We start from the raw sequence: 19,277 nt of genomic DNA, 5'->3' as shown, positions 1-19,277 counted from the left end.
TACCGTCGCCGGAGTTCACAGCGGCACTACCGTAGCCGGAGTTCACAGCGGCACTTCTGTCGCCGGAGTTGGATTCTTTCTTTTCGCTTTTGATGTTGCGCATAATAAAATCCACAGACGCTTTCACAATTCCGGGAATCCCGATTTCCGCCAGCACCTTGATCTCGGTGCCGCAGCGCTTGGAATCATCGCTTTTCTCTTCGGGAATCAGCCGGCGCATAGTAGCCGAACACGTCCATCGGGTATTCACAGGCGTGAAATCCACGGTCGCACAGCTTTGCGCTGTCTTCTTTTTCAGTGCGGCCAATCTCGTACTGATAGCCGCGGCATTTCAGGTCTTTGTCAAACCCTTTGTACATCTTCATGGGTCATGCCTCCAATCTCATATAAGCGCCGATCAGCGCATTTTCCAGCAGGACGCCAACAACAGCGGCGGGGACGTTCAGCGCGGCGATTGCCGAAAGGATGTATACACCCACCGCAACGGCTGCGGCCTTGACGGTTTTTTTAAAAAGCGGTAAAATAATAGTGTTCATCGAATTTCCTTTCTTGCCGTCAGGGTGCTGCAACACCTTGGCGGCTCTTTTTTTAGCAAAGCTGCCGGGCCAAAGAAGTGGCGGGAATCGTCTTTCCGCGTGCTGCTCCAACCCAACCGGAAAAATTGCGGACGGCCTTTCTTCTTGCCTGCGAAATAGATGGCTGATTCTTGTATGCAATCTCTGCAACCTGCGCAATGGTCAACATTTCGCCGTACCCATAGGAGCGGATCCTTTTCAGCGCGTCGCGGTAGCCTTCCTTTTCTCGCATGGTATGCACCTCCTTACTCATAAAACTGATTCGACCAGAAATCGCCATAGCGATAACTGATAATGTACCCTTGCCTATCCCCGCACTTGGCGGGGCCGACAGGTACGGCACATTTAATAGTGGCCATGCACCCGGCGGCAAAAGCCGCCGCAGCAACCGCAAGGCCAACGATTAAAGCGGCAACGTGGTTTTTCATGCTTTCACCTTCTACGATGCGGTTTCGACTTCTTCCCGGAGGCCCTTAACCAACAGGATAGACTTGCAAGCGCTCAAAAGCTGGGCGCGTTCGTCCGCGTTCATGTTGACGGCGGCCTCTGTGATCTCCTGCACAACCGTGGCTTCTTCCGGCGGGAGACCGTAAGTGTACTTGGGAATCTTCTTCATTTTTTCACCACCTTTCTTGTCTTGGCGCTGGGCGTCCTTTCACCCCATTTTTGCGCTGATTGATTTAATTCAGCCTGAATGTTGACTACATGATTATTGTATATCATATAATCAATAAAGTCAAGCGAAAAATCTTGATTTCATCAACAAAAACAGTTGATTTTTTGAAAAAATTTGGATATACTTTAAATAGAGGAGGTGAGCAAAAATGACTATTGGTGAACGCATTAAAGAACTACGGAAAAGCCTTGGAATGACGCAGAAATCTTTCGCAGATGCTTTGCAGCTGAAGCAAAACACTGTTGCCACTTATGAGATGGGGAGACTTGTTCCCAGCGATAGAGCTATTGCAGATATTTGCAGGGAATTTAATGCAAGGGAGGATTGGTTGCGAACCGGGGAAGGCCCCATGTTTGCGGATCTGACAAGGCAAAAAAAAATAGCCGCCTTTATCGGTGACCTGATGGCCGACGACAAAGACGACAGTTTTAAATTGGCTTTTATTGAAGCTATTTCCCAAATGACACCTGAAGAATGGGCACTTGTGGAACGCATGGTGCGCCGGATCACCGGCAGCGGGTAATACTTCGCACAAACTCCAGCGTAATGGACACGTTCCGGGCGCTGGTTTTTTTAAGTAATGAAATAATCTCTTTGAGTTCTGCTCCTGCGGTTGCAGGGGCTTTTTCTTTTTGCTCCATTTTTATGACCTCCCGTTCAACAACCATGCGTTAATTTTAATACAACTAGAAGTAGTAAACAATACACAAACTGCACAAAATTACTCAATTAGTTTATATAGTACATTAATCTGTACTATAATTCATAAATGGTTGAAAATATGTCGAATAAATGATAGAATGTAAAAAGTGTGGGAGGTTTTGGTATGAACTTTATTTTATTTTTGGTCGTCGCTTTTTTCTCATTTGTAATTGGAACTTTGGGATTTGCTCAAATTATAGGAAGCCTGCAAAATATTAAACTGCGCGGCATAGGAATGACGCTTTTTACAATTATTTTGTGGGGCATTATTCTTGTAGGGGAATGGATGCTTTTAATGAACTTTTTGCCAGATTATAGAATTCCGTATTATGTTACAACCGTGATTTCCTTGCTTTTGGTGTTGGGATACGGGAAAATTAAATGAATGGCTCGTGAAAGATTATGGCTATTTTTGAAGATTTAAAGGCTATTTTTGAGATAAAAAAAATAAAATCTGGCAAAGTTGGAAAATTGTCTATAAGCCAAATCGTAAACTTGATAATAAATTTGCAGGATGCTCAGAAAAATTTGGATAGAGAAAAATATAATGATCTGCAAACCCTTTTTTATAAATTCCGAAAATGCAACACAAAATATCCGATGAATGCAGAGGAATACGTTTCTTGCTGTAAAAAAATAATTTGCATGTTTGAAAAAATTGCACCATATGAGAAATACAGCGGCGGAAACGAAATTGAAACTTCTTTCATAATGCAAGACTTTCGGGATAGCAAAAGCATAAAAGATTCTATTCAAAATTTTCTTGAAGTTCTTGTGGATGAACACGAAAATCAATCTGATTCTGAAGAATATATACAATACATTGTAAAAAATGCAAAAGAACTTTCCGAAATTAATATTTCATACAAAAATGCGAAATTGTTTCAAGGCGTATTGATAGCAAATCAATTATATGGAACAGATATTGCACTTATGTATTTTAATTGGCTTTTGCAATACTGGGTAAAAAATAACACAAAAACCCTAGATGAAACAGAAAATATTATTGATACCATTTCTTTTCTTTGCGGGGTTTTGGCGGCAAATAAACTTGTTACAATAGAAGAAAGCGATGATATTAGAAACAAATATTGCGATGCCATTATTAAAATTCAACTTAATATGTTGCGCTCAGAATCCTATAAAGAAACGGACGAAAAGACGCAATAAATTTTCTCATATAATTGCGACTGGTTTTAAAACTTGTCGCAATCTGGTTGTAATGTAGGGGTGGGTTTATGCCGCGCAAAAAAGAATCACGACGGGCAGATGGGAGAGCCGAGATACTGCGCACGATCAACGGAAAGCCGCGCCACTTTTACGGGAAGACAAAGAGAGAGGCAGAAGAAAAGTACAAGGCCGCTCTGCTGCAGGATGCCCAGAAGCAGGAACGCGGCGCACTGTTTGAGGAAGTCGCCGCCGATTGGTGGGCAGACTACCAATCGAAAATCAAAGAGGGAACAGCAAGGGCATACAAGGGAAGCTATCAGGACGCCGTGTGGCGTTTCTCTGGCTACGGTATGAAAGAGATAACCCCCGGCATGGTAAACACTTGGGGGCTTGAATTTAAGGCACAGGGCAAGGCAGAACGTACAGCACAAAATGCCCGGTCTGTATTGAGCCTGATTTTTAAATACTGGTGTGTCCGGGACGGGGAAACCTACAACCCGGTGCCGCTGGTGGATCTACCGCGCGGCATGAAGCGTACAGAGAGACAGCCGCCCACGCCTGAACAGATTGCAGCAGTTAAGCAGCACCCGGAAGGGTTTGGCCTGTGCGCTTGGCTTTTTATGTATACCGGCTGCCGGCTGGGGGAAGTGCTTGCCTTGCAATGGCAGGATGTGGACTTCGACGCTGGTATAATCCGGGTATCAAAGTCGGTTGCGTGGATCAATAACCGGCCTGTGGTGCATGAACCGAAAACCAAAAATGCCGTGCGCATTGTTCCGTTGCTGGGGCCGCTGCGGGACGTTTTGCAGGGCAGAATGGGAAAGCCTGCCGAGTATATTCTTGGCGGGGAAAAGCCGCTGACCGGTACAGCATATCAGAGACGGTGGCAATATTATTGCAGGGACGCCGGACTAGCTGAAGGCGTAGAGAAAACCCGGATGCAAAACGGTAAGAGGATCCGGTACACGTTTTGGAAGCCGCTTGCTACTGCGCACCAGTTCCGGCACGAGTTTGCAAGTGTACTCTATGAGGCCGGCGTGGGTGAAATGGAAGCACAGAAGATTCTCGGACATGCCGATATATACACCACCAGAAAGATATATACCCACATTCGGGACGCACAAATAGGCGCGGCGGCTGCAAAGCTGGAAAAATACTTTTCAATCGTCAATAAATCGTCAGGAAGTGAAAAATAGACGTGGTTACATCGATTAAAACAGGTTCAAGTCCTGTTAGCCGCATTAAGTTTATATCGCGCTGCGATACCATGTTGATATCGCAGCGCGGTTTTTTTATTTCCAAAAGGAGGTGTCGCTTGTGAATGAAGCAATTTTGTTGGCCGGTGCGGTAATTTTGATTTGCATTTTGATGAATCGAGTTCTGGAAAAAATCCCGGTGCCGTCCTTGCTGATTTTTATTGCGCTGGGAATGTGCTTTGGCGAAAACGGGCTTTTTCGAATCGTCTTTAACGACTATGCCGCAGTGAATCTCATCTGTTCCGTCAGCTTGATTTTCATCATGTTTTACGGTGGATTCGGTACGAACCTGCAAGCGGCAAAACCGGTACTGCTACAATCAGTCGTGCTTTCTACGGTGGGGGTGGCCGGGACGGCTGGGGCGGTTGCGCTATTTGCCCACTTGGCTTTGGGGCTGCCATGGCTAGAAAGTGTGCTCATCGGTTCGGTCATTTCCTCCACCGATGCAGCTTCGGTGTTCAACATTCTGCGCACCAATAAGTTGGCCCTCAAATACCATACCGACTCGTTGCTGGAAGTGGAGTCCGGTTCCAATGACCCGATGTCCTACATGCTGACCACCGTGACGCTGTCGCTTATGGCCGGGGAACAGGTGTCCATTCCGCAGGTACTTTTCCAGCAGATCTCCTTGGGAATCCTGTGTGGTATCGTGGTGGGCAAGGGGGCCATTTGGCTGCTGCGGCAAAATTTTTTGGAGTCCCAGCAAAACCGAACAGTGTTGCTGTTTGCGGTGATGCTGCTGGCCTACGCCTTCCCATCTGTGTTGGGCGGAAATGGGTATCTCAGCGTGTATCTGTGCGGGATTCTTTTGGGCAACGCCCAACTTTCGCAAAAGCGGTATCTTGTGCATTTTTTTGATGTACTTACCGATGTGTCGCAGGTGATTTTGTTTTTCCTGTTGGGCTTACTGGTCACGCCGGCAGAGCTGCCTGTGGTCTTGCTGCCTGCATTGTGCATTATGCTTTTTCTTACCTTGGTGGCGCGCCCTGTGGTGGTGACCGCCTTGCTGCTGCCTTTCCGGGCAAGGTGGAGGCAGATAGGCATCGTATCTTGGGCGGGACTGCGAGGGGCAGCCTCCATTGTGTTTGCCATTTCTGCGGTGCTCAGCGGTGTACAGACGCATAACAACTTGTTTAACCTTGTGTTTTGCATTGTGTTGTTATCCATCGCAATACAAGGAACGCTGCTTCCCAAAGCGGCAAAGTATTTTTCCATGATTGACCAAAACGAAGATGTGGAGAAAACTTTCAATGATTATCAGGCTGAAAGCGATGTGGAGTTTATTAAGATCCACTTGGGAAGTCAACATCCTTGGTGCGGTCATACTTTGCGGCGGGCGGCATTGCCGTCAGAACTGTTGGTGACGATGATCGTTCGTGGCAAAACGACCATCGTTCCGGATGGAGATACCGAACTGCAAGCAGGGGATTTGTTGGTACTGGCAGCCCGTGCTTTTGAGGATCGAGAGCATATCTCGCTGCATGAAATTCACGTGGAACGAGGGGACCGTTGGGCCAATAAGTCGTTGGCAGAGCTTCCGGTGCCGTCGGGCCGCTTAGTGATCTTGGTGAAACGTGGTGTGGAGACGATGATCCCCACCGGACGGACGATCGTAAAAGTAGGCGATGTCCTCGTTTTGGCGGAATCGCTGTCCTCGAAAGAGGAGGATGCCTCCGCATGAAAATTCCCGCCGGATTCCGGCGGGAATTTTTGATAGAAACAAAACCGGTTCATGACGCCCCGTTTGGGTGAGACCGCTCTGGAAAGGCAAAATCTGCGGCGATCTGTTGTGTTTTGGTACAGAAACCGAATCCGCCATGCTTTCTCAGAAGGGGAGACGATTCAAAGAGCAATATCTGTGGTTTGATTTTCCCGGCAACCGTGGGTAAACTCCATAAAGGTTAGGAGCGTTGTGTAAGAACTGACCAAGTATAGCTCCGGTACTTTGGGTGAATTGCCACTTGAAATTATCAAGAATAGGTGTGTAGAGTATTACTGGAGGATGATACCCAAATAAATGAACGTTCTGGAAATTCGTACGGAGGATGAGTGAATTGGAAACATGGGAAAAGTGGTGCAACAAGGAATTAGTGGCCGATGACTACGAATTGAAGAATCTGGTTCAAAATAGGGACGGGCTTACACTCGTTTTTCTGGGAAGGAAAACGGAGGTGACAATTACTTATAAAGAACAAATCGTGTCTTTCCGCAGTTGTGACGAAAGCGACAGATGGAAAACGGTTGATACCGTATTGGCGGATCATGGCAGGTTTTTCTTTCGAAATTGGCTGGTCTATAAGGTTTCTGAATCCAGTTATGCAAGCTGGTTAGCCGATGAAACTTTCAATAGTACAACGGTTGATGAGCTTCTTCATCTGGCTTTTGTGACGGCCAATGACATCATTGATGTCTTATCTTTAAGGGAACCTACCATAACCATATCCTTTATCGTATAGTGCATTCGCAGGGGAAAATATGGATAGCAAAAACAAGGCGTGTTGCAAATGTCGATTCTGCAACACGCCTTGTTTTTGTGTGAAGGTAAGGATGCATTTGCATCGGATGCGGTCAGACGAAATCCTCTCGCATGGGGGTGAAGATATCCAATAGAACGCCTGCTTCCAGACAAGTGCAGCCGTGGCGCACGCCGTCCTGCTTCAGCAAGGTATCACCGGGGCCAACCTCTCGGGTTTCTTCCCCGATGGTAAACCGGAAACGCCCCGATACCACATAGGTGATCTGGGTATGGGGATGGCTGTGCAACGCACCCACAGCATCCTTCTCAAAAGTGTTCTCTACACACATCAATTCGGGGCCGTAGGCCAGGACCCGCCGTACCACCCCAGCCCCGGCGGGCTCTGGTAGGGTTTCGGCGTGGGGAACCCACTGCTGATTTTTGTGTTGCTTGTCCATAGTACATTGCCTCCCTTATCTGCGAACTGTGTGCAGTTTCTCTGCGGGCAGACAGTTGCCCAATAACTCCCAAGCCCGGTCCGCCCCACTGGGGATCTGGGCTTCGGGCAGCAGATAGGCCTGCTGCGCTGTTACATACAAATAAATGGCTCCCGGGGTGCGCCAGACACCATACACCTGATCCCAAGTATGGCTGATGGCCTGAGTGGCTTTGTCCTGCTGCCCGGCGGGAAGCATCCGTACACCCGTTTCCTCCAGCTCTACACGGTAGGCGTCTTTGAGAGTGGTCAGCCCCATCCGCTTTGCCTGCTGCCGCACCGAGTGGAAAAACATCCCGAAATACACCACCGGCAACCCCACGGCCACCACCGTCAGCACACCGCCCAGTAAGGCGGCACCTTCTCGACGGCCAACTTGAACAAAACAGACCACCGCAAAGGCCAGCATGATCACCGTAAACAGTAACGGACGCTGCCAGCGCTTTTGCCGCTGCAGCACGTCGAACACCGCAAAATCTTGGAAAATACCTGTGTCGATCTGCACGGGTATGGATAGGGAACTGGCTTTGCCGGACATAACAGGCTACCTCCGTGGGTGTATGATTTGCCCTTATGATACCATGCCGCGGGGGCCCCTGCAAGTCGAATAATACAACTTTTTTGGTCGGGCTTGCGGTTTTTGCCGAGGCGTTGTACAATATTTTGAAGAAATAGCAAGGGAAAGGGAGGCAGCCTATGCACTGGTTTCAGCGGCATATGACCCTGAAAGGGCGCATCGTCCTGTTTTTTGCTGCCTTTTTTGCGGCGCTTTTGGTGCAGTTGTATATCAACCACTACCAGTCCAATGTGATTTTGGACCAACTGGACCGTCAGACCGGCAATTTCCATTCTATCAGCCAGTTTTCCAGCGGTATCGAAAGCCAGCTTACCGCGCTGGAAAATTTCCGTTGGGAAAACGGAGATCTTAATGCATTGGCTCAGACCCTTCAAATGGGGACAACCACCGCTGATGCGTGGTTAAGACATATTGACAGTGCGCTGAACGAGGTGGGGAAGGAGCAGTATTTGCTGGCTCAGGCCGTGCGTACCACCTACGGCAACTACGACGCCTTGATGGAACAGATGCAAACCTTGCTGACCACAGGGGACGCCACAGGTGCGGCGGCCCTCTATTACAGTGAAATAACGGTCTGTGGGGGCTATCTGGAGCAGTATACCTCCGAACTGCTCCAGACCGCGATTAGCGAGGGGCAGAGTACCTACACCCGGCTTTCCGCCTTGAACGAGCGGCTCAAGACTGTGCAGGCGGTTACTAGCCTGTTATGTGTGGCGCTGGGTGCACTGGTAGTGCACACCGTATGGCGCCTTATGGGACCCGTGCAGCAGATGATTGTGGCGTCCCGAGCCATCGGGCAGGGGGCTTTCGATACCCCTGATGTGGAGGTCCAACAGGGGGATGAAATCGGTCAGTTGGCCAGAGCCTTCAACCGCATGAAGCATTCCATGGCCCGTCAGGTGAATACCCTGCGGGAGAAAAATGAGATCGAACGCCAGCTCCATCGCCGAGAAACGGAGGCTTTGGAACTGCAAAATACCGTGGAACGTGCCCGATTGCAGCATCTGCGCAGCCAGATCGATCCGCATTTCCTGTTCAACACATTGGGGGTCATCCTGCGGGTTTCCGACGAGGAAAAGGCTCCCCGCACTCGTACGCTTATCACGGCGTTGTCCCAGCTTCTGCGTTACAGTCTGGCCAGCAACGACCTGTTGGTGCCACTCTCTCGTGAGGTGCGTATCATCGATGAATTTTACGCCATTTATCATGTGCGGTTTGGGGAACGCGTGCGCCTGATCTGGCATATGGCCGATGACATCGACCTGACCGAGACCATGGTGCCTTCCTTTATTGTGCAGCCGCTGGTGGAAAATGCCTTCAAGCACGGCATCATTCCACAGGAAACAGGCGGCACTGTGCGTATCACCATCCGCCGTCTGCCTAAACATCGGTTGCTGTATATCGCTGTGCAGGACGACGGTGTGGGAATGGACCGTACCCACCTGCAGGAAGTGCGGCTCAGCCTGCGGGAGGTGCCGGAATCGGGCCAGCATATCGGGTTGAGCAATGTGGCCGCTCGGCTGCGGCTGCTGGACCCGCCGGGGCGTCTGGACCTGCACGCCGCACCGGACAAAGGCACGCGGGCTGTGCTGTTTTTACCGTTGATCGAACCGGGGGAGGAACACGACGATGTATAAGATCTTGATCGCCGACGACGAGGCCATGGAACGGGAGGTTCTGACCGACCTAGTGGCCCGCCGCTTCGAGCATGAGGTGGAGATCCATACGGCCGATAACGGCCGCAAAGCCGTAGATACTGCTTTGCTGTGGGGAACAGACCTGATCCTTATGGATATCGAAATGCCTGGTGTCAATGGGTTGGAAGCCGCCCGCACGGTGCTGGCCCAACTGCCGGGGTGTAAGGTGGTATTTGTGACGGCCTACGGGCTGTTCCAGTATGCCTATGAAGCGATGCGTCTGGGGGCCTGTGGGTACATCCTCAAGCCGGTGGTACCCGACGAGGCCGAGGCGGCCATCCGGCGGGCGCTGGCCCAGATCGAGGCAGAGCGCAAGCTCACGGCGCTAGCCCCCGCGGCTGTGGAACAAACCGCAGAGGAAGAGGATGACGGGCTGCTCAACACCCAGATGGGGCAACTGATGGCGCAGGTGAAAAAGTACCTGCGAGAGAATTACATGTACGAGCTATCTCTGGATAGCGTGGGGGATATCCTGCATATCAGTCCGGCGTATCTGTCTACCCAGTTTAAGAAGTATCTCCATGTGGGCTTTTTAGACTACCTGACCGAAGTGCGGATTCAGGCTGCCTGCGAACTGCTGACGGACCCCTTGCGTCCCACGGCGGAAGTGGCGGGCATGGTAGGCTACGAAGATGCTAGCTATTTTGCCCGGGCCTTCAAGAAAAAGACCGGTCTGACCCCGACTCAATATCGTAGGGAAGCCGCCCGCCGCCAGAAGGAGATCGCCCCATGACCCGGCGTGTTCGTTGGCTGGCACTGGCTGGGGCGGTGCTGATCTGCCTAATAGCGCTGGCTGCCGCCGTGCCGGAACCCCGGGCCGATGCTGCCACAGGGCCGGAACTGATTCTGCGCTATGCGGAGAATCAGCCAGAAGGTTACCCCACCACCGAAGCTGCTTATGCCTTTGCGGAACTGGTAGCGGAACGCACTGACGGCCGGGTGAATGTGCGGGTGTATAGCAACGGCGTATTGGGCAGCGAGACCAGCATCGTGGAACAGATGGAGTACGGGGGCATTGATTTTTCTCGAATCTCCATCATGTCGCTGGGCGAGTTTGTGCCCGAGGTGTTTGTTCTGCAGCTTCCTTTCCTGTATAAGGATGACGACCACATGTGGAGGGTGCTGGACGGTGCCATTGGGGAAGTGTTTCTGGATTCGATAAAGGACCGCATCGGTCTTACGGGGCTTGCTTGGTTCGATGCGGGTGTGCGCCATTTTTACACCAACCGTCCGGTCAAAGGTTTGGAAGACCTGCAAGGACTGCGTATCCGAGTGGCGGAATCCGGCCTGATGGAAGATTTGATCCGTCAGTTGGGAGCAGTGCCGGTACGTTTGTCCTACGACGATGTATACAGTGCGCTGGCTAAGGGTGAAATTGACGGGGCCGAGAACAACTGGCCTAGCTATGATTATTCCGGTCATTTTGAGGTGGCCAAATACATGCTGGTGGACGGCCACACCCGTATTCCGGAACTGCTGCTGGCCAGTGCCGAAGCCATGGAAAAACTAACAGCTTTGGATCCCCAGTATCCGGCGCTGGTGCGGGACTGTGCCCGGGAAGCAGCTCTGCTGGAACGGGACCTGTGGAAGCAAGCGGAAACGGAATCCGAGGCGGAAATGCGGGAAGCCGGCGTGACGGTGACGACCCTCACCGACGAAGAATGGCAGCGCTTTCGAGATGCGGTAGAGCCCATTTACCAGGAATACACCGACCAAAAGGCATTAATCGCCAGAATACAGCGGGAAGGAAAATGACTTCACTGGATACAGGACTTTTTTACAGTACATATAAAGCGGGTGGCGCGGCGAGCCGCCCGCTTTTTTATGCTTTTTGAAACAAAAGACCGATAAACAGGACTTGTGGTGACAGACATGGGCAGCTTTTTCACATCTTGTACAAAAACGGCGTAGCGTGGTTGGATAAAAAGTACAAAAAGAATTTGCAAATCTTTTAAAAAAACAGTACATTTTTTCAATCCTCTTGCAGGGTTATGAAGTTTTTGTTAAAGTGAAACCGTCAAGTGGACAGGGCGCGTAAGGCACCTGTTCCAAATTGCCGCAAGGCAAAAGAGAAGGAGAACTGAACATGAAGAAACTGCTTTCCGTTACGCTGGCAGGCGCCATGGCTCTGAGTCTGGCTGCCTGCGGTGGCTCCGCCAGCTCCACCAGTGAGTCTGCTGCTGCATCCACCGATTCTACTGCTGCGACCGAAACCGCCGAGACCGCGGGCGATACCGCTGCTGCTGCCAACGATCCCGCTGTAACGCTGGTCTACGCTGAGGTCAACCCTCTGGATACCATCGTGGGTCAGACCGCTACCGCTTTCAAGGAGAAGGTTGAAGAGCTGTCCGGCGGTTCCATCACCATCGACATTCAGGCTTCCGGCGTGCTGGGCTCCGAGAATGACGTTCTGGACAACATTCTGGCCGGCGGTGACACCATCGATATGTCTCGTATCTCCGCTTTCGCGCTGACCAGCTACGGCTGCAACAAGTCCATGCTGCTGTCCATCCCCTTCACTTGGGAGAGCCGTGAGCACTGGTGGAACTTCGCCAACTCTGATCTGGCTCAGGAATTCTTGAACGAGCCTCAGGAGATCGGCCTGCCCATCCGCGGCGTCTTCTACGGCGAGGAAGGCTTCCGTCATTTCTTCACCGTGGATCCCGTCGAGAGCATCGAGGATCTGAAGGGCATGAAGCTGCGTGTGTCCAACGACCCCGTCATGAACGGCATGGTCGAGGGTCTGGGCGCTTACCCCACCGTCGTTTCCTTCAACGAGCTGTACAGCGCTCTGCAGACCGGCGTTGTGGATGGTGCTGAGCAGCCCATCGCCAACTACAAGTCCAATGCCTTCCCCGAAGTGGCGAACAACCTGATTCTGGACGGTCATACCTTGGGCGCCGTGCAGGTGGTTATCACCGACAACGCTTGGAACAAGCTGACTGCCAACCAGCAGGCTTGCATCATGGAAGCCGGCAAGTATGCTCAGGAATTCAACGCCCAGCTCTCTGAAGAAGAAGAGAACAAGGTTCTGGAAGAGCTGAAGGCTGAAGGCTGCAACGTGGTGGAAGTCACCGACAAGCAGGCTTGGGCTGACGCCTGCGCCAAGGTCATCGAGGAGAACACCGCTTCTCAGGCGGAGCTGTACCAGCAGCTGAAAGACTTTGCCAACGGCTGATTTGGCGCGTCTTGCCTACTCCTGAATTACTTAGGTAAATAGGTATAGCGGGGCGTCGGGAACTAAGACCCACGCCCCGCTTTCCTGTGGATATTTTGTGAGGAGGAATCTGTATGCCGAAAATTTTCCAGACGCTCGACAAGGTGCGTCCGGTCTATGACGTGGTATACGCGGTGGTTATGTTCGTGTGCAAGATTTTGCTGATCGCGGACATCCTGATCACTTCGTACGCTGTGTTGGGCCGTTACATCCCCTTTATCGCGGACCCCTCCTGGTCCGAGGAAGTGGTTCTGACGCTTATGAGCTACATGGCGGTGCTTTCTGCGGCTCTGGCCATTCGCCGTGGCGCCCACATCCGTATGACGGCTTTTGACAACTACCTGCCCAAAGGTGTGGTCAAGTTTTTGGATATTCTGGCCGACGTGGCCGTACTTGTCCTAGGCGTCATCATGCTGGTCTGGGGTTGGAACTATTGCTCCACACTGGGTGGTCGTGGGTTCTATGTTTCCATGCCGTGGCTGTCCCGGTTCTGGATGTACTTCCCTGTGCCTCTGGCCGGTGTGGCCATGATCATCTTCGAGATCGAGGCTATCTACACCCACATCAAGTCCATCTTTGTAAAGGAGGCCGAGGCATAATATGGATGTTCAAACTCTTGCCATCATCGTGCTGCTCGGCAGCTTTTTTGTGATGATCTTCTTGCGCTTCCCCATTGCCTATGCGGTAGCGCTGTCCACCATTTTCTGCTTGGGCGTTCAGGGCCTCAGCTTCAACACCCTGTGCCAGCAGATGGTCAAAGGTATTTCTTCTTTCAGTTTGATGGCCGTGCCTTTCTTCATCACCATGGGGGTGCTCATGGGGTCCGGCGGCATTAGTGAAAAGCTTATCGCATTGGCAAACGCCTGCGTAGGCTGGATGCGCGGCGGCATGGCTATGGTCAACATCGTGGCTTCCTACTTCTTCGGCGGCATCTCCGGCTCCGCTTCTGCGGATACCGCGTCCATCGGTTCCATCATGATCCCCATGATGGTGGATCAGGGCTATGACGCCGACTTCTCCACCGCTGTTACCATTACTTCCTCCTGCGAAGGCCTGCTGGTGCCCCCCAGCCACAACATGGTCATCTACGCAACCACCGCTGGTGGCATCAGCGTGGGCAGCCTGTTCTTGGCCGGTTATGTGCCCGGCGCGGTTCTGGCTTTGAGCTTGATGATCGGTTCCTACATCATTTCGGTGCGCCGCAACTACCCCAAAGGCGACAAATTCAGCCTGAAGGTCTTCTTCAAACAGCTCAGTGTTTCTATCTGGGCTTTGGCGGCCATCGTCATCGTGGTGTTCGGCGTCGTGGGCGGTGTCTTTACCGCCACCGAGTCTGCAGCTATCGCCGTTATCTACTCCCTGATCGTGTCGGTCTTTGTGTACAAAGGTCTGGACTGGAAGGGCGTTTGGCGCGAACTGAGCGAGTGTGTCAACACCTTGTCCATCGTGCTCATCCTTATTGCCTGCTCCAACGCCTTCGGCTACTGCCTGACCACCCTGCATGTGCCTGATCTGGCTGCCAATGCCGTTACCAACCTGACCAGCAATCCCATCCTCATCGCGTTGCTGCTCAACTTGATCTTGTTGGTTCTGGGCTGCATCATGGATATGGCGCCCATCATCCTGATCGCCACTCCCATTCTGCTGCCCATCGCCACGGGTATCGGCCTCGATCCCATCCAGTTCGGTATCATGGTGGTGCTCAACTGCGGCATCGGTCTGTTGACCCCGCCGGTAGGTGCAGTTCTGTTCATCGGTTCTGCCGTGGCCAAGCGCCCCATGGAAAAGGTCGTCAAGGCGACGCTGCCTTTCTATCTGTGCATGATCATCGCTCTGTTGCTCATCACATTCATTCCCGATATCAGCCTGTTCATTCCCAAGCTGTTCGGTTACGTTCCTTCTGTGACCCCGGCTTGGTTCTGAACCTGAGCTCATACCTTCCCTAAAAAATCCCGCTATGGAAGTTCCATAGCGGGATTTTTTTATCGAAAATGGCAATGCCAGAGTAAATATCAGGAAGGGGATAGGGGAGGCTTCCTTTTTCTTCGGTAGAAAGGGAGAAAAAGATTGTCGTCCTTGAGCGAAGCGATTTTTCTCGTTCGTATCCTACCGCAGAAACACGGGTATAATGAACGTTCTCTTTTACGCAGATATTCAGCTTGATTTTACCATCAACCGCAGTGAATTTTCTTGTATTTAGCCATCAGCGCTTGAAAATCGGAGTTGGAATGCAAAAATTCATATTGCTTATCCGTTTCAAACTGACGCAGCAACACCATCATCACTTTTGCTTGAAGATCGTCCGCCATTGGTTCGTTGGGGAGATGGCGGAATATGGCAGGCGTTTTGAAAGGCGTCTGGGCAGCCTCTAACATTTTCTGAATAAGTTCTAAGCATCGTGGAACATCTTTTGCAGCAACCGCCACTTGCAGGGAACAAATAAAACGGTTATATTCCCAAAGCCCCAAAACTGTTGCCATCTTCTGCGAAACATCTGCCACCCAGGCGGCTGTATCCATTTCGTTCAGAAGCAGATCGATATCGACCAATTTCATCAAGTAGCTTTGCATGATGGCGATGTCACCATATATTTTGCGTTCGGTCATCATGGCGGCTTCTTGATAGTTCCCCTGCTTCAACAACACGTTGATTTTTAATATCTGCTTATCTGTTGCTCGCTTATCAGGCAGTCGTTCCACCAACTCCTGCGCTTTATCGGTCTTTCCACATGCAAGGTACTTGTTTACCAAAAGGCTGATTGCAGGCTCTCGAATTTCTTCGTCTTGGCTGTTGGCAATTTGCTCATACCAATCGATGAGCTGACAAATATATTTTTCCTGTTCTTCTTGTGTCAGATGGGAAATTTGAAGGCGTCCTTCCAAAAGCAGCGCCAAGGAAAATTTTAATAAGGTACAGTTGGGATATTCTTGCAGCTTTTGGATTGTCGCAGCAAAACCCGCTTGAAAACCATTAGAAATAATTTCTTGTTCGACTTCGCCGCAAAACCGGTTGACTTCCTCTAGGGATAAATCTTCGTGAAAGGTGAATAGGGTATTTAAATCAATCTTTAGCAGGCGGGCCAGTGGGGGTAAAAGCGTAATATCCGGATATGTCGAACCGCTTTCCCACTTATTGACTGCGGGGGTAGATACGCCAAGGGAATCTGCAATCTGTTCCTGTGTCAGGCCTAGTTTTTTACGGTGTTCGCGAATTTGCTCATTTAGCTTCATTGCGTATCCCTCCTTACTACATTTCCATTATATCTTTTCTTCATCGAAGAAACAATTGAGCCGTACTTTAATTGGGGGCGACAAAATTAACCAGAGGTTAAAGGATGAGAAAGCAGGACGACGTAGCATTTTAGCTATGCCGTCCTGCTATTTTTCCTACTGAAATGGTGATATGTGTGCCACGATGTGTTGTCGGTTGCAGTACTGATGAGGCAGCCCAAATGTTAGGGCGGTATCTGGATGATCAGTAACCACTGAAAGTGGGGGCAAAACGTGGTACAAAAACAAAAAACCTCATAGAACCATGTTCTACAAGGTTTTTGTGGTGGGAGCTGGTGGATTCGAACCACCGAAGCATTAAGCAGCAGATTTACAGTCTGTCCCCATTGGCCACTCGGGAAAGCTCCCTTATTCAGTTGTTTGCGCCCGGCTGCCGAGTGCTTGATTATTATAGCAAACAAGAAAGCAAAATGCAAGCCCTTTTTTGAATTTTTTTCTACTTTTTTAAAAAAAGTAGAAAAGGCTTGAAACAACGTCCTTTTTTGTGGGGCGAACGAGAAAGAGTGCAGCAAGCGCCTCGAATTTCTTGTGGTAGGCAGGGTTTTTGCTGCACTTTTTGGGTCGCTTGCATTTTAGAGGTGAATCCGTTATAATAATCGCGTTCCCCATATGTTCTGTAGACTTCCCTTGTGCGAGTAAGAAAAGTACTTTCCATGACATGAGAATCTTTGTGCAGGAGAAAATACCCTATCATTTCGCTGTTGTGCAGCAAAATGAAAGAACGATTTTCGAAGAGGGGATTGCAAGCAATCCTTTTGTCAAATAGGGGGGCAATTTTGTACGTCTGTCGCACCAGCTTGAGTGGATAGAATGCTCTAAGTGGTATCGCTTTCGAGCCGGCCGGGACGAGAAGTCTTTAGAAAGTTGAATCTGTGTATGATGAGTCTCAGTAGCTCAGATGGATAGAGCACGCGCCTCCTAAAAATCGAAGCGGCCGAATCCAGGAGCCCCTTTAAAATTGAATATTGCTTTATATGCCTCCGTAGTTAAATGGATATAACAAGCCCCTCCTAAGGGTTAATTGTGAGTTCGATTCTCGCCGGGGGTGCCAAAAAACAACGCCGCAAGCCGCATTTTCGTGGTTTGCGGCGTTTTCTTGTTATCCATTCTTCTGCATTCGGCAATTCGTTGTTTATGCGTCTATTGCTGTATGTTTGCTAATTAACTTCGAACTTTTTTCGAGGTCTTGCTAATAAAAAGTGGTGATTTGCTAATACGATTTTCCAGACTCAATTATCGGATGGGGCCGAAGCCAGCAATGCAGCCAGTGTGTTGGCCAGTTCAGGCGACTTGCGGAGCTGTTCCACCAGCCCTTCCAAATCCAATGTGGTGGTCGTCGGTGCTTTGTCTTCCTTGGGCGGATGAACCGTACGCAGGTCAGGATTGGCGCTGGCATAGAAGGTTGTCTCGAACTTTTGGGCGTTGATCTTACGGTCCTCATCCAGAATGTGAGCGTACACGCTGGTAATCATGTCGATCTGGGCATGGCCGGTATCGCCTTGGGTGGCCTTCAGGTCGCCGTGGTTCAGCTTCAGCTTGTAGGTGGTTCTGAAATGACGAAGCGAGTGGAACACAACTTTTGGTAGCCCTGCTTTCTCCCGCAGCTTCTCAAATGATTTTAGAATCACGCGGTCCTCACAGGGACGTCCGTTGGCCAAGGCCACTACCAGGTCATAGTCCTGATACTCGTCGCGGAGCAGGTCTTTCAGCTCATCCTGAGAGGATTTCCACTCCCGCAGGATGTAAGCCAGTGTCTTGGGCAGCCACACCTTACGAACGCTGGAATCGGTCTTGGGCTTCTTCAGAATGATTCTGGTGCTGGTATTGGGAAACAGAGGCGAAAAGATATGGTAGATATCCTTTTGCCCCAGCATCTCAATGGCCCGCTTGGATGCCCGCGCCAGTTCCTTGTCAATGTAGACGTAAGCATTGTCGGCGGCAATTTCCTCATCCGAGATGTGGACGTTGCTCCAGGTCAGCCCCAGAATCTCGCCCATGCGAAGCGAACAGGCAAAGGCCAGATTCATAGCCACATAGAGTTTGCTGTCCGTACATTCATCCAACGCCTTGCGGATCATATCAGCGGTCCAGATATCGCGCCGCTTGTATTCCACCTTGGGCAGAACCACGTTGTCAAAGGGGTTCTTGGGGATCAGCTCCCACCGAACAGCTTGCTTGAACGCACATCGCAGCAATTTGATAACTTTCTCGATGGTTGCGTTGGTGACATAATCTGTCTTGGCGGGATGATTCTTCCGGCTCACAGCACGGGTTTTCTGCAACGTCTGGATATATTTGTCCACCACGCGCGTCGTGACGTCCTGCACCTTCATATCCCCGATGATGGGATTGATGTAGTTGGCAATCAGTGAGTTCTGGCTGTCATACATGGACACGCCCCAACGCTTTTCCCCGTACAGAGAAACGAAGTCGGACAGGAACTCCGCGATGTTCTGGTCGCTGGGCGGAAGAAAAGAATGCGCACATTTCTGATTCTCGATTTCAGCTTTGCGCTTCAATGCTTCCTGGTACGAGGTGCGGGTTTCCCACTTTTGTCTGGTTTCACCGTTCTCGTCCACGTAGGTGTATACGATTGAATAGTTTTTCTTTCTTTTGATGATGGATGCCATAACGAATCTTCCTTTCTGCTGTCACAGATCAAGCGGCTCCAGCCACTTGTCAAACGACCGCTTGGGAATTCGTATGGCGTTACCAATTCGTACGCTTTTGAAAAGCTTCTCCGGAATCAGACGATATGCGGTATTGGAGCTGACGCCCAAAATGCGGGCAATATCCGTTACCGTATAGGTTCTGCACTCCTGAATGCTTTCCATGGTACCGTTCTGAATTTTAGACACAGCAGCCTCCTTTTCAGTCAGAAACGGCACACAACAAGATGGTCATTCATAACTTCCACCTTTATTGTAGCGCGCTGTTTCGGGTTTGTCTGCTGCTAAGAAAAAAATTGACTTATCCATAAATGGAAAAGCGAAAGATTTATCCTCAAGTCAAGGAGACAAAACGGACGGCTGCTGGCTGCAGCTCCACGGGTGTTAACCCCGGCCCATGCTGATGGGTGCGCCGCGCAATGCTTTGAGGGTGTTCAACGCGTGATGGTGTATAAATAAAGTTGACACCCTATTCTCAAGGATTTTGATATATAATC

General features: G+C 50.5%; 23 protein-coding genes, 2 tRNA genes and 1 pseudogene. 13 read left to right on the top strand and 13 right to left on the bottom strand.

Annotation, left to right across the window (positions count from 1 at the left end; all coding sequences use genetic code 11):
• From Q0526_RS13600 to Q0526_RS13575, 6 genes and pseudogenes are all read right to left on the bottom strand, one after another.
• Window positions 1-220: pseudogene (locus Q0526_RS13600) on the bottom strand (hypothetical protein); the annotation flags it as partial.
• On the bottom strand, window positions 186-365 hold the full coding sequence (locus Q0526_RS13595) for a hypothetical protein (protein ID WP_298734587.1): 180 nt from the start codon (window positions 363-365) through the stop codon (window positions 186-188). The gene Q0526_RS13595 and the pseudogene Q0526_RS13600, both read right to left, overlap by 35 nt.
• Before the next feature lie 3 nt (window positions 366-368).
• Complete coding sequence (locus tag Q0526_RS13590; protein WP_298734585.1) at window positions 369-536, bottom strand: hypothetical protein; 168 nt, start codon at window positions 534-536, stop codon at window positions 369-371.
• 52 nt (window positions 537-588) lie between these two features.
• Complete coding sequence (locus tag Q0526_RS13585; protein ID WP_298734582.1) at window positions 589-807, bottom strand: hypothetical protein; 219 nt, start codon at window positions 805-807, stop codon at window positions 589-591.
• 13 nt (window positions 808-820) lie between these two features.
• Window positions 821-1,003 carry a hypothetical protein gene (locus Q0526_RS13580; protein WP_298734575.1) on the bottom strand — a complete coding sequence of 61 codons (183 nt, stop codon included), beginning with the start codon at window positions 1,001-1,003 and terminating at the stop codon, window positions 821-823.
• 11 nt (window positions 1,004-1,014) lie between these two features.
• A complete protein-coding gene (locus tag Q0526_RS13575; protein WP_298734571.1) occupies window positions 1,015-1,191 on the bottom strand; it encodes a hypothetical protein in 177 nt (58 codons plus the stop codon).
• Between the two features lie 208 nt (window positions 1,192-1,399).
• Between Q0526_RS13575 and Q0526_RS13570 the strand changes: the two genes are divergently transcribed.
• Window positions 1,400-1,774 carry a helix-turn-helix transcriptional regulator gene (locus tag Q0526_RS13570; RefSeq protein WP_298734568.1) on the top strand — a complete coding sequence of 125 codons (375 nt, stop codon included), beginning with the start codon at window positions 1,400-1,402 and terminating at the stop codon, window positions 1,772-1,774.
• Here the strand turns inward: Q0526_RS13570 and Q0526_RS13565 are convergent.
• On the bottom strand, window positions 1,758-1,892 hold the full coding sequence (locus Q0526_RS13565; protein WP_298734565.1) for a hypothetical protein: 135 nt from the start codon (window positions 1,890-1,892) through the stop codon (window positions 1,758-1,760). The genes Q0526_RS13570 and Q0526_RS13565 overlap by 17 nt on opposite strands.
• A 185-nt stretch (window positions 1,893-2,077) precedes the next feature.
• On the opposite strand from Q0526_RS13565, the gene Q0526_RS13560 reads away from it, so the two are divergent.
• The 5 genes from Q0526_RS13560 to Q0526_RS13540 all read left to right on the top strand — a co-directional run bounded on the left by Q0526_RS13560 (window position 2,078) and on the right by Q0526_RS13540 (window position 6,835).
• Entirely contained in the window at window positions 2,078-2,338 is a 261-nt protein-coding gene (locus Q0526_RS13560; RefSeq protein WP_298734563.1) for a hypothetical protein, read from the top strand.
• A gap of 17 nt (window positions 2,339-2,355) precedes the next feature.
• Window positions 2,356-3,123 carry a hypothetical protein gene (locus Q0526_RS13555; protein WP_298734561.1) on the top strand — a complete coding sequence of 256 codons (768 nt, stop codon included), beginning with the start codon at window positions 2,356-2,358 and terminating at the stop codon, window positions 3,121-3,123.
• A 68-nt stretch (window positions 3,124-3,191) separates the two neighbouring features.
• A complete protein-coding gene (locus Q0526_RS13550) occupies window positions 3,192-4,319 on the top strand; it encodes a site-specific integrase (RefSeq protein WP_298734559.1) in 1,128 nt (375 codons plus the stop codon).
• A gap of 121 nt (window positions 4,320-4,440) precedes the next feature.
• Window positions 4,441-6,060 (top strand): potassium/proton antiporter, encoded by a 1,620-nt coding sequence (locus tag Q0526_RS13545; protein WP_298734556.1) that lies wholly within the window; start codon window positions 4,441-4,443, stop codon window positions 6,058-6,060.
• A 364-nt stretch (window positions 6,061-6,424) separates the two neighbouring features.
• Window positions 6,425-6,835: a hypothetical protein gene (locus Q0526_RS13540; RefSeq protein WP_298734553.1), complete on the top strand. Its 411-nt coding sequence runs from the start codon at window positions 6,425-6,427 to the stop codon at window positions 6,833-6,835.
• Window positions 6,836-6,947: 112 nt separating this feature from the next.
• On the opposite strand, the gene Q0526_RS13535 is transcribed toward Q0526_RS13540, so the two are convergent.
• Together Q0526_RS13535 and Q0526_RS13530 are read right to left on the bottom strand one after the other, a co-directional pair.
• A complete protein-coding gene (locus tag Q0526_RS13535; RefSeq protein ID WP_298734550.1) occupies window positions 6,948-7,292 on the bottom strand; it encodes a cupin domain-containing protein in 345 nt (114 codons plus the stop codon).
• A 15-nt stretch (window positions 7,293-7,307) separates the two neighbouring features.
• Window positions 7,308-7,868: a YcxB family protein gene (locus Q0526_RS13530; protein ID WP_298734547.1), complete on the bottom strand. Its 561-nt coding sequence runs from the start codon at window positions 7,866-7,868 to the stop codon at window positions 7,308-7,310.
• Window positions 7,869-8,026: 158 nt separating this feature from the next.
• On the opposite strand from Q0526_RS13530, the gene Q0526_RS13525 reads away from it, so the two are divergent.
• From Q0526_RS13525 to Q0526_RS13500, 6 genes are all read left to right on the top strand, one after another.
• Window positions 8,027-9,544 (top strand): sensor histidine kinase, encoded by a 1,518-nt coding sequence (locus Q0526_RS13525; protein WP_298734545.1) that lies wholly within the window; start codon window positions 8,027-8,029, stop codon window positions 9,542-9,544.
• Window positions 9,537-10,337, top strand: coding sequence for a helix-turn-helix domain-containing protein (locus Q0526_RS13520; RefSeq protein ID WP_298734543.1), 801 nt, complete (start codon window positions 9,537-9,539; stop codon window positions 10,335-10,337). Before Q0526_RS13525 ends, Q0526_RS13520 begins: the two co-directional genes overlap by 8 nt.
• The gene (locus Q0526_RS13515; protein WP_298734541.1) at window positions 10,334-11,359 is read left to right on the top strand and encodes a TRAP transporter substrate-binding protein; all 1,026 of its coding nucleotides are present in this window, start codon (window positions 10,334-10,336) and stop codon (window positions 11,357-11,359) included. The genes Q0526_RS13520 and Q0526_RS13515 overlap by 4 nt, the downstream gene beginning before the upstream one ends.
• 331 nt (window positions 11,360-11,690) lie before the next feature.
• Complete coding sequence (locus tag Q0526_RS13510) at window positions 11,691-12,782, top strand: TRAP transporter substrate-binding protein (RefSeq protein WP_298734539.1); 1,092 nt, start codon at window positions 11,691-11,693, stop codon at window positions 12,780-12,782.
• A 113-nt stretch (window positions 12,783-12,895) separates the two neighbouring features.
• A complete protein-coding gene (locus tag Q0526_RS13505; RefSeq protein ID WP_298734536.1) occupies window positions 12,896-13,420 on the top strand; it encodes a TRAP transporter small permease in 525 nt (174 codons plus the stop codon).
• 1 nt (window position 13,421) lies between these two features.
• Entirely contained in the window at window positions 13,422-14,744 is a 1,323-nt protein-coding gene (locus tag Q0526_RS13500) for a TRAP transporter large permease (protein WP_298734534.1), read from the top strand.
• Between the two features lie 248 nt (window positions 14,745-14,992).
• On the opposite strand, the gene Q0526_RS13495 is transcribed toward Q0526_RS13500, so the two are convergent.
• Entirely contained in the window at window positions 14,993-16,051 is a 1,059-nt protein-coding gene (locus tag Q0526_RS13495) for a helix-turn-helix transcriptional regulator (protein ID WP_298734532.1), read from the bottom strand.
• Between the two features lie 323 nt (window positions 16,052-16,374).
• Window positions 16,375-16,459 (bottom strand) — tRNA-Tyr (locus tag Q0526_RS13490).
• 628 nt (window positions 16,460-17,087) lie between these two features.
• Between Q0526_RS13490 and Q0526_RS13485 the strand changes: the two genes are divergently transcribed.
• Window positions 17,088-17,162, top strand: a tRNA-Arg gene (locus tag Q0526_RS13485).
• 178 nt (window positions 17,163-17,340) lie between these two features.
• On the opposite strand, the gene Q0526_RS13480 is transcribed toward Q0526_RS13485, so the two are convergent.
• Together Q0526_RS13480 and Q0526_RS13475 are read right to left on the bottom strand one after the other, a co-directional pair.
• Window positions 17,341-18,741, bottom strand: coding sequence for a site-specific integrase (locus Q0526_RS13480; protein WP_298734530.1), 1,401 nt, complete (start codon window positions 18,739-18,741; stop codon window positions 17,341-17,343).
• A 21-nt stretch (window positions 18,742-18,762) separates the two neighbouring features.
• Complete coding sequence (locus Q0526_RS13475) at window positions 18,763-18,969, bottom strand: helix-turn-helix domain-containing protein (RefSeq protein ID WP_298734527.1); 207 nt, start codon at window positions 18,967-18,969, stop codon at window positions 18,763-18,765.
• Window positions 18,970-19,277: the final 308 nt, after the last annotated feature.

The sequence above is a fragment of the uncultured Subdoligranulum sp. genome, from assembly GCF_937890665.1.
This window is presented reverse-complemented; position numbering and strand designations above follow the sequence as displayed.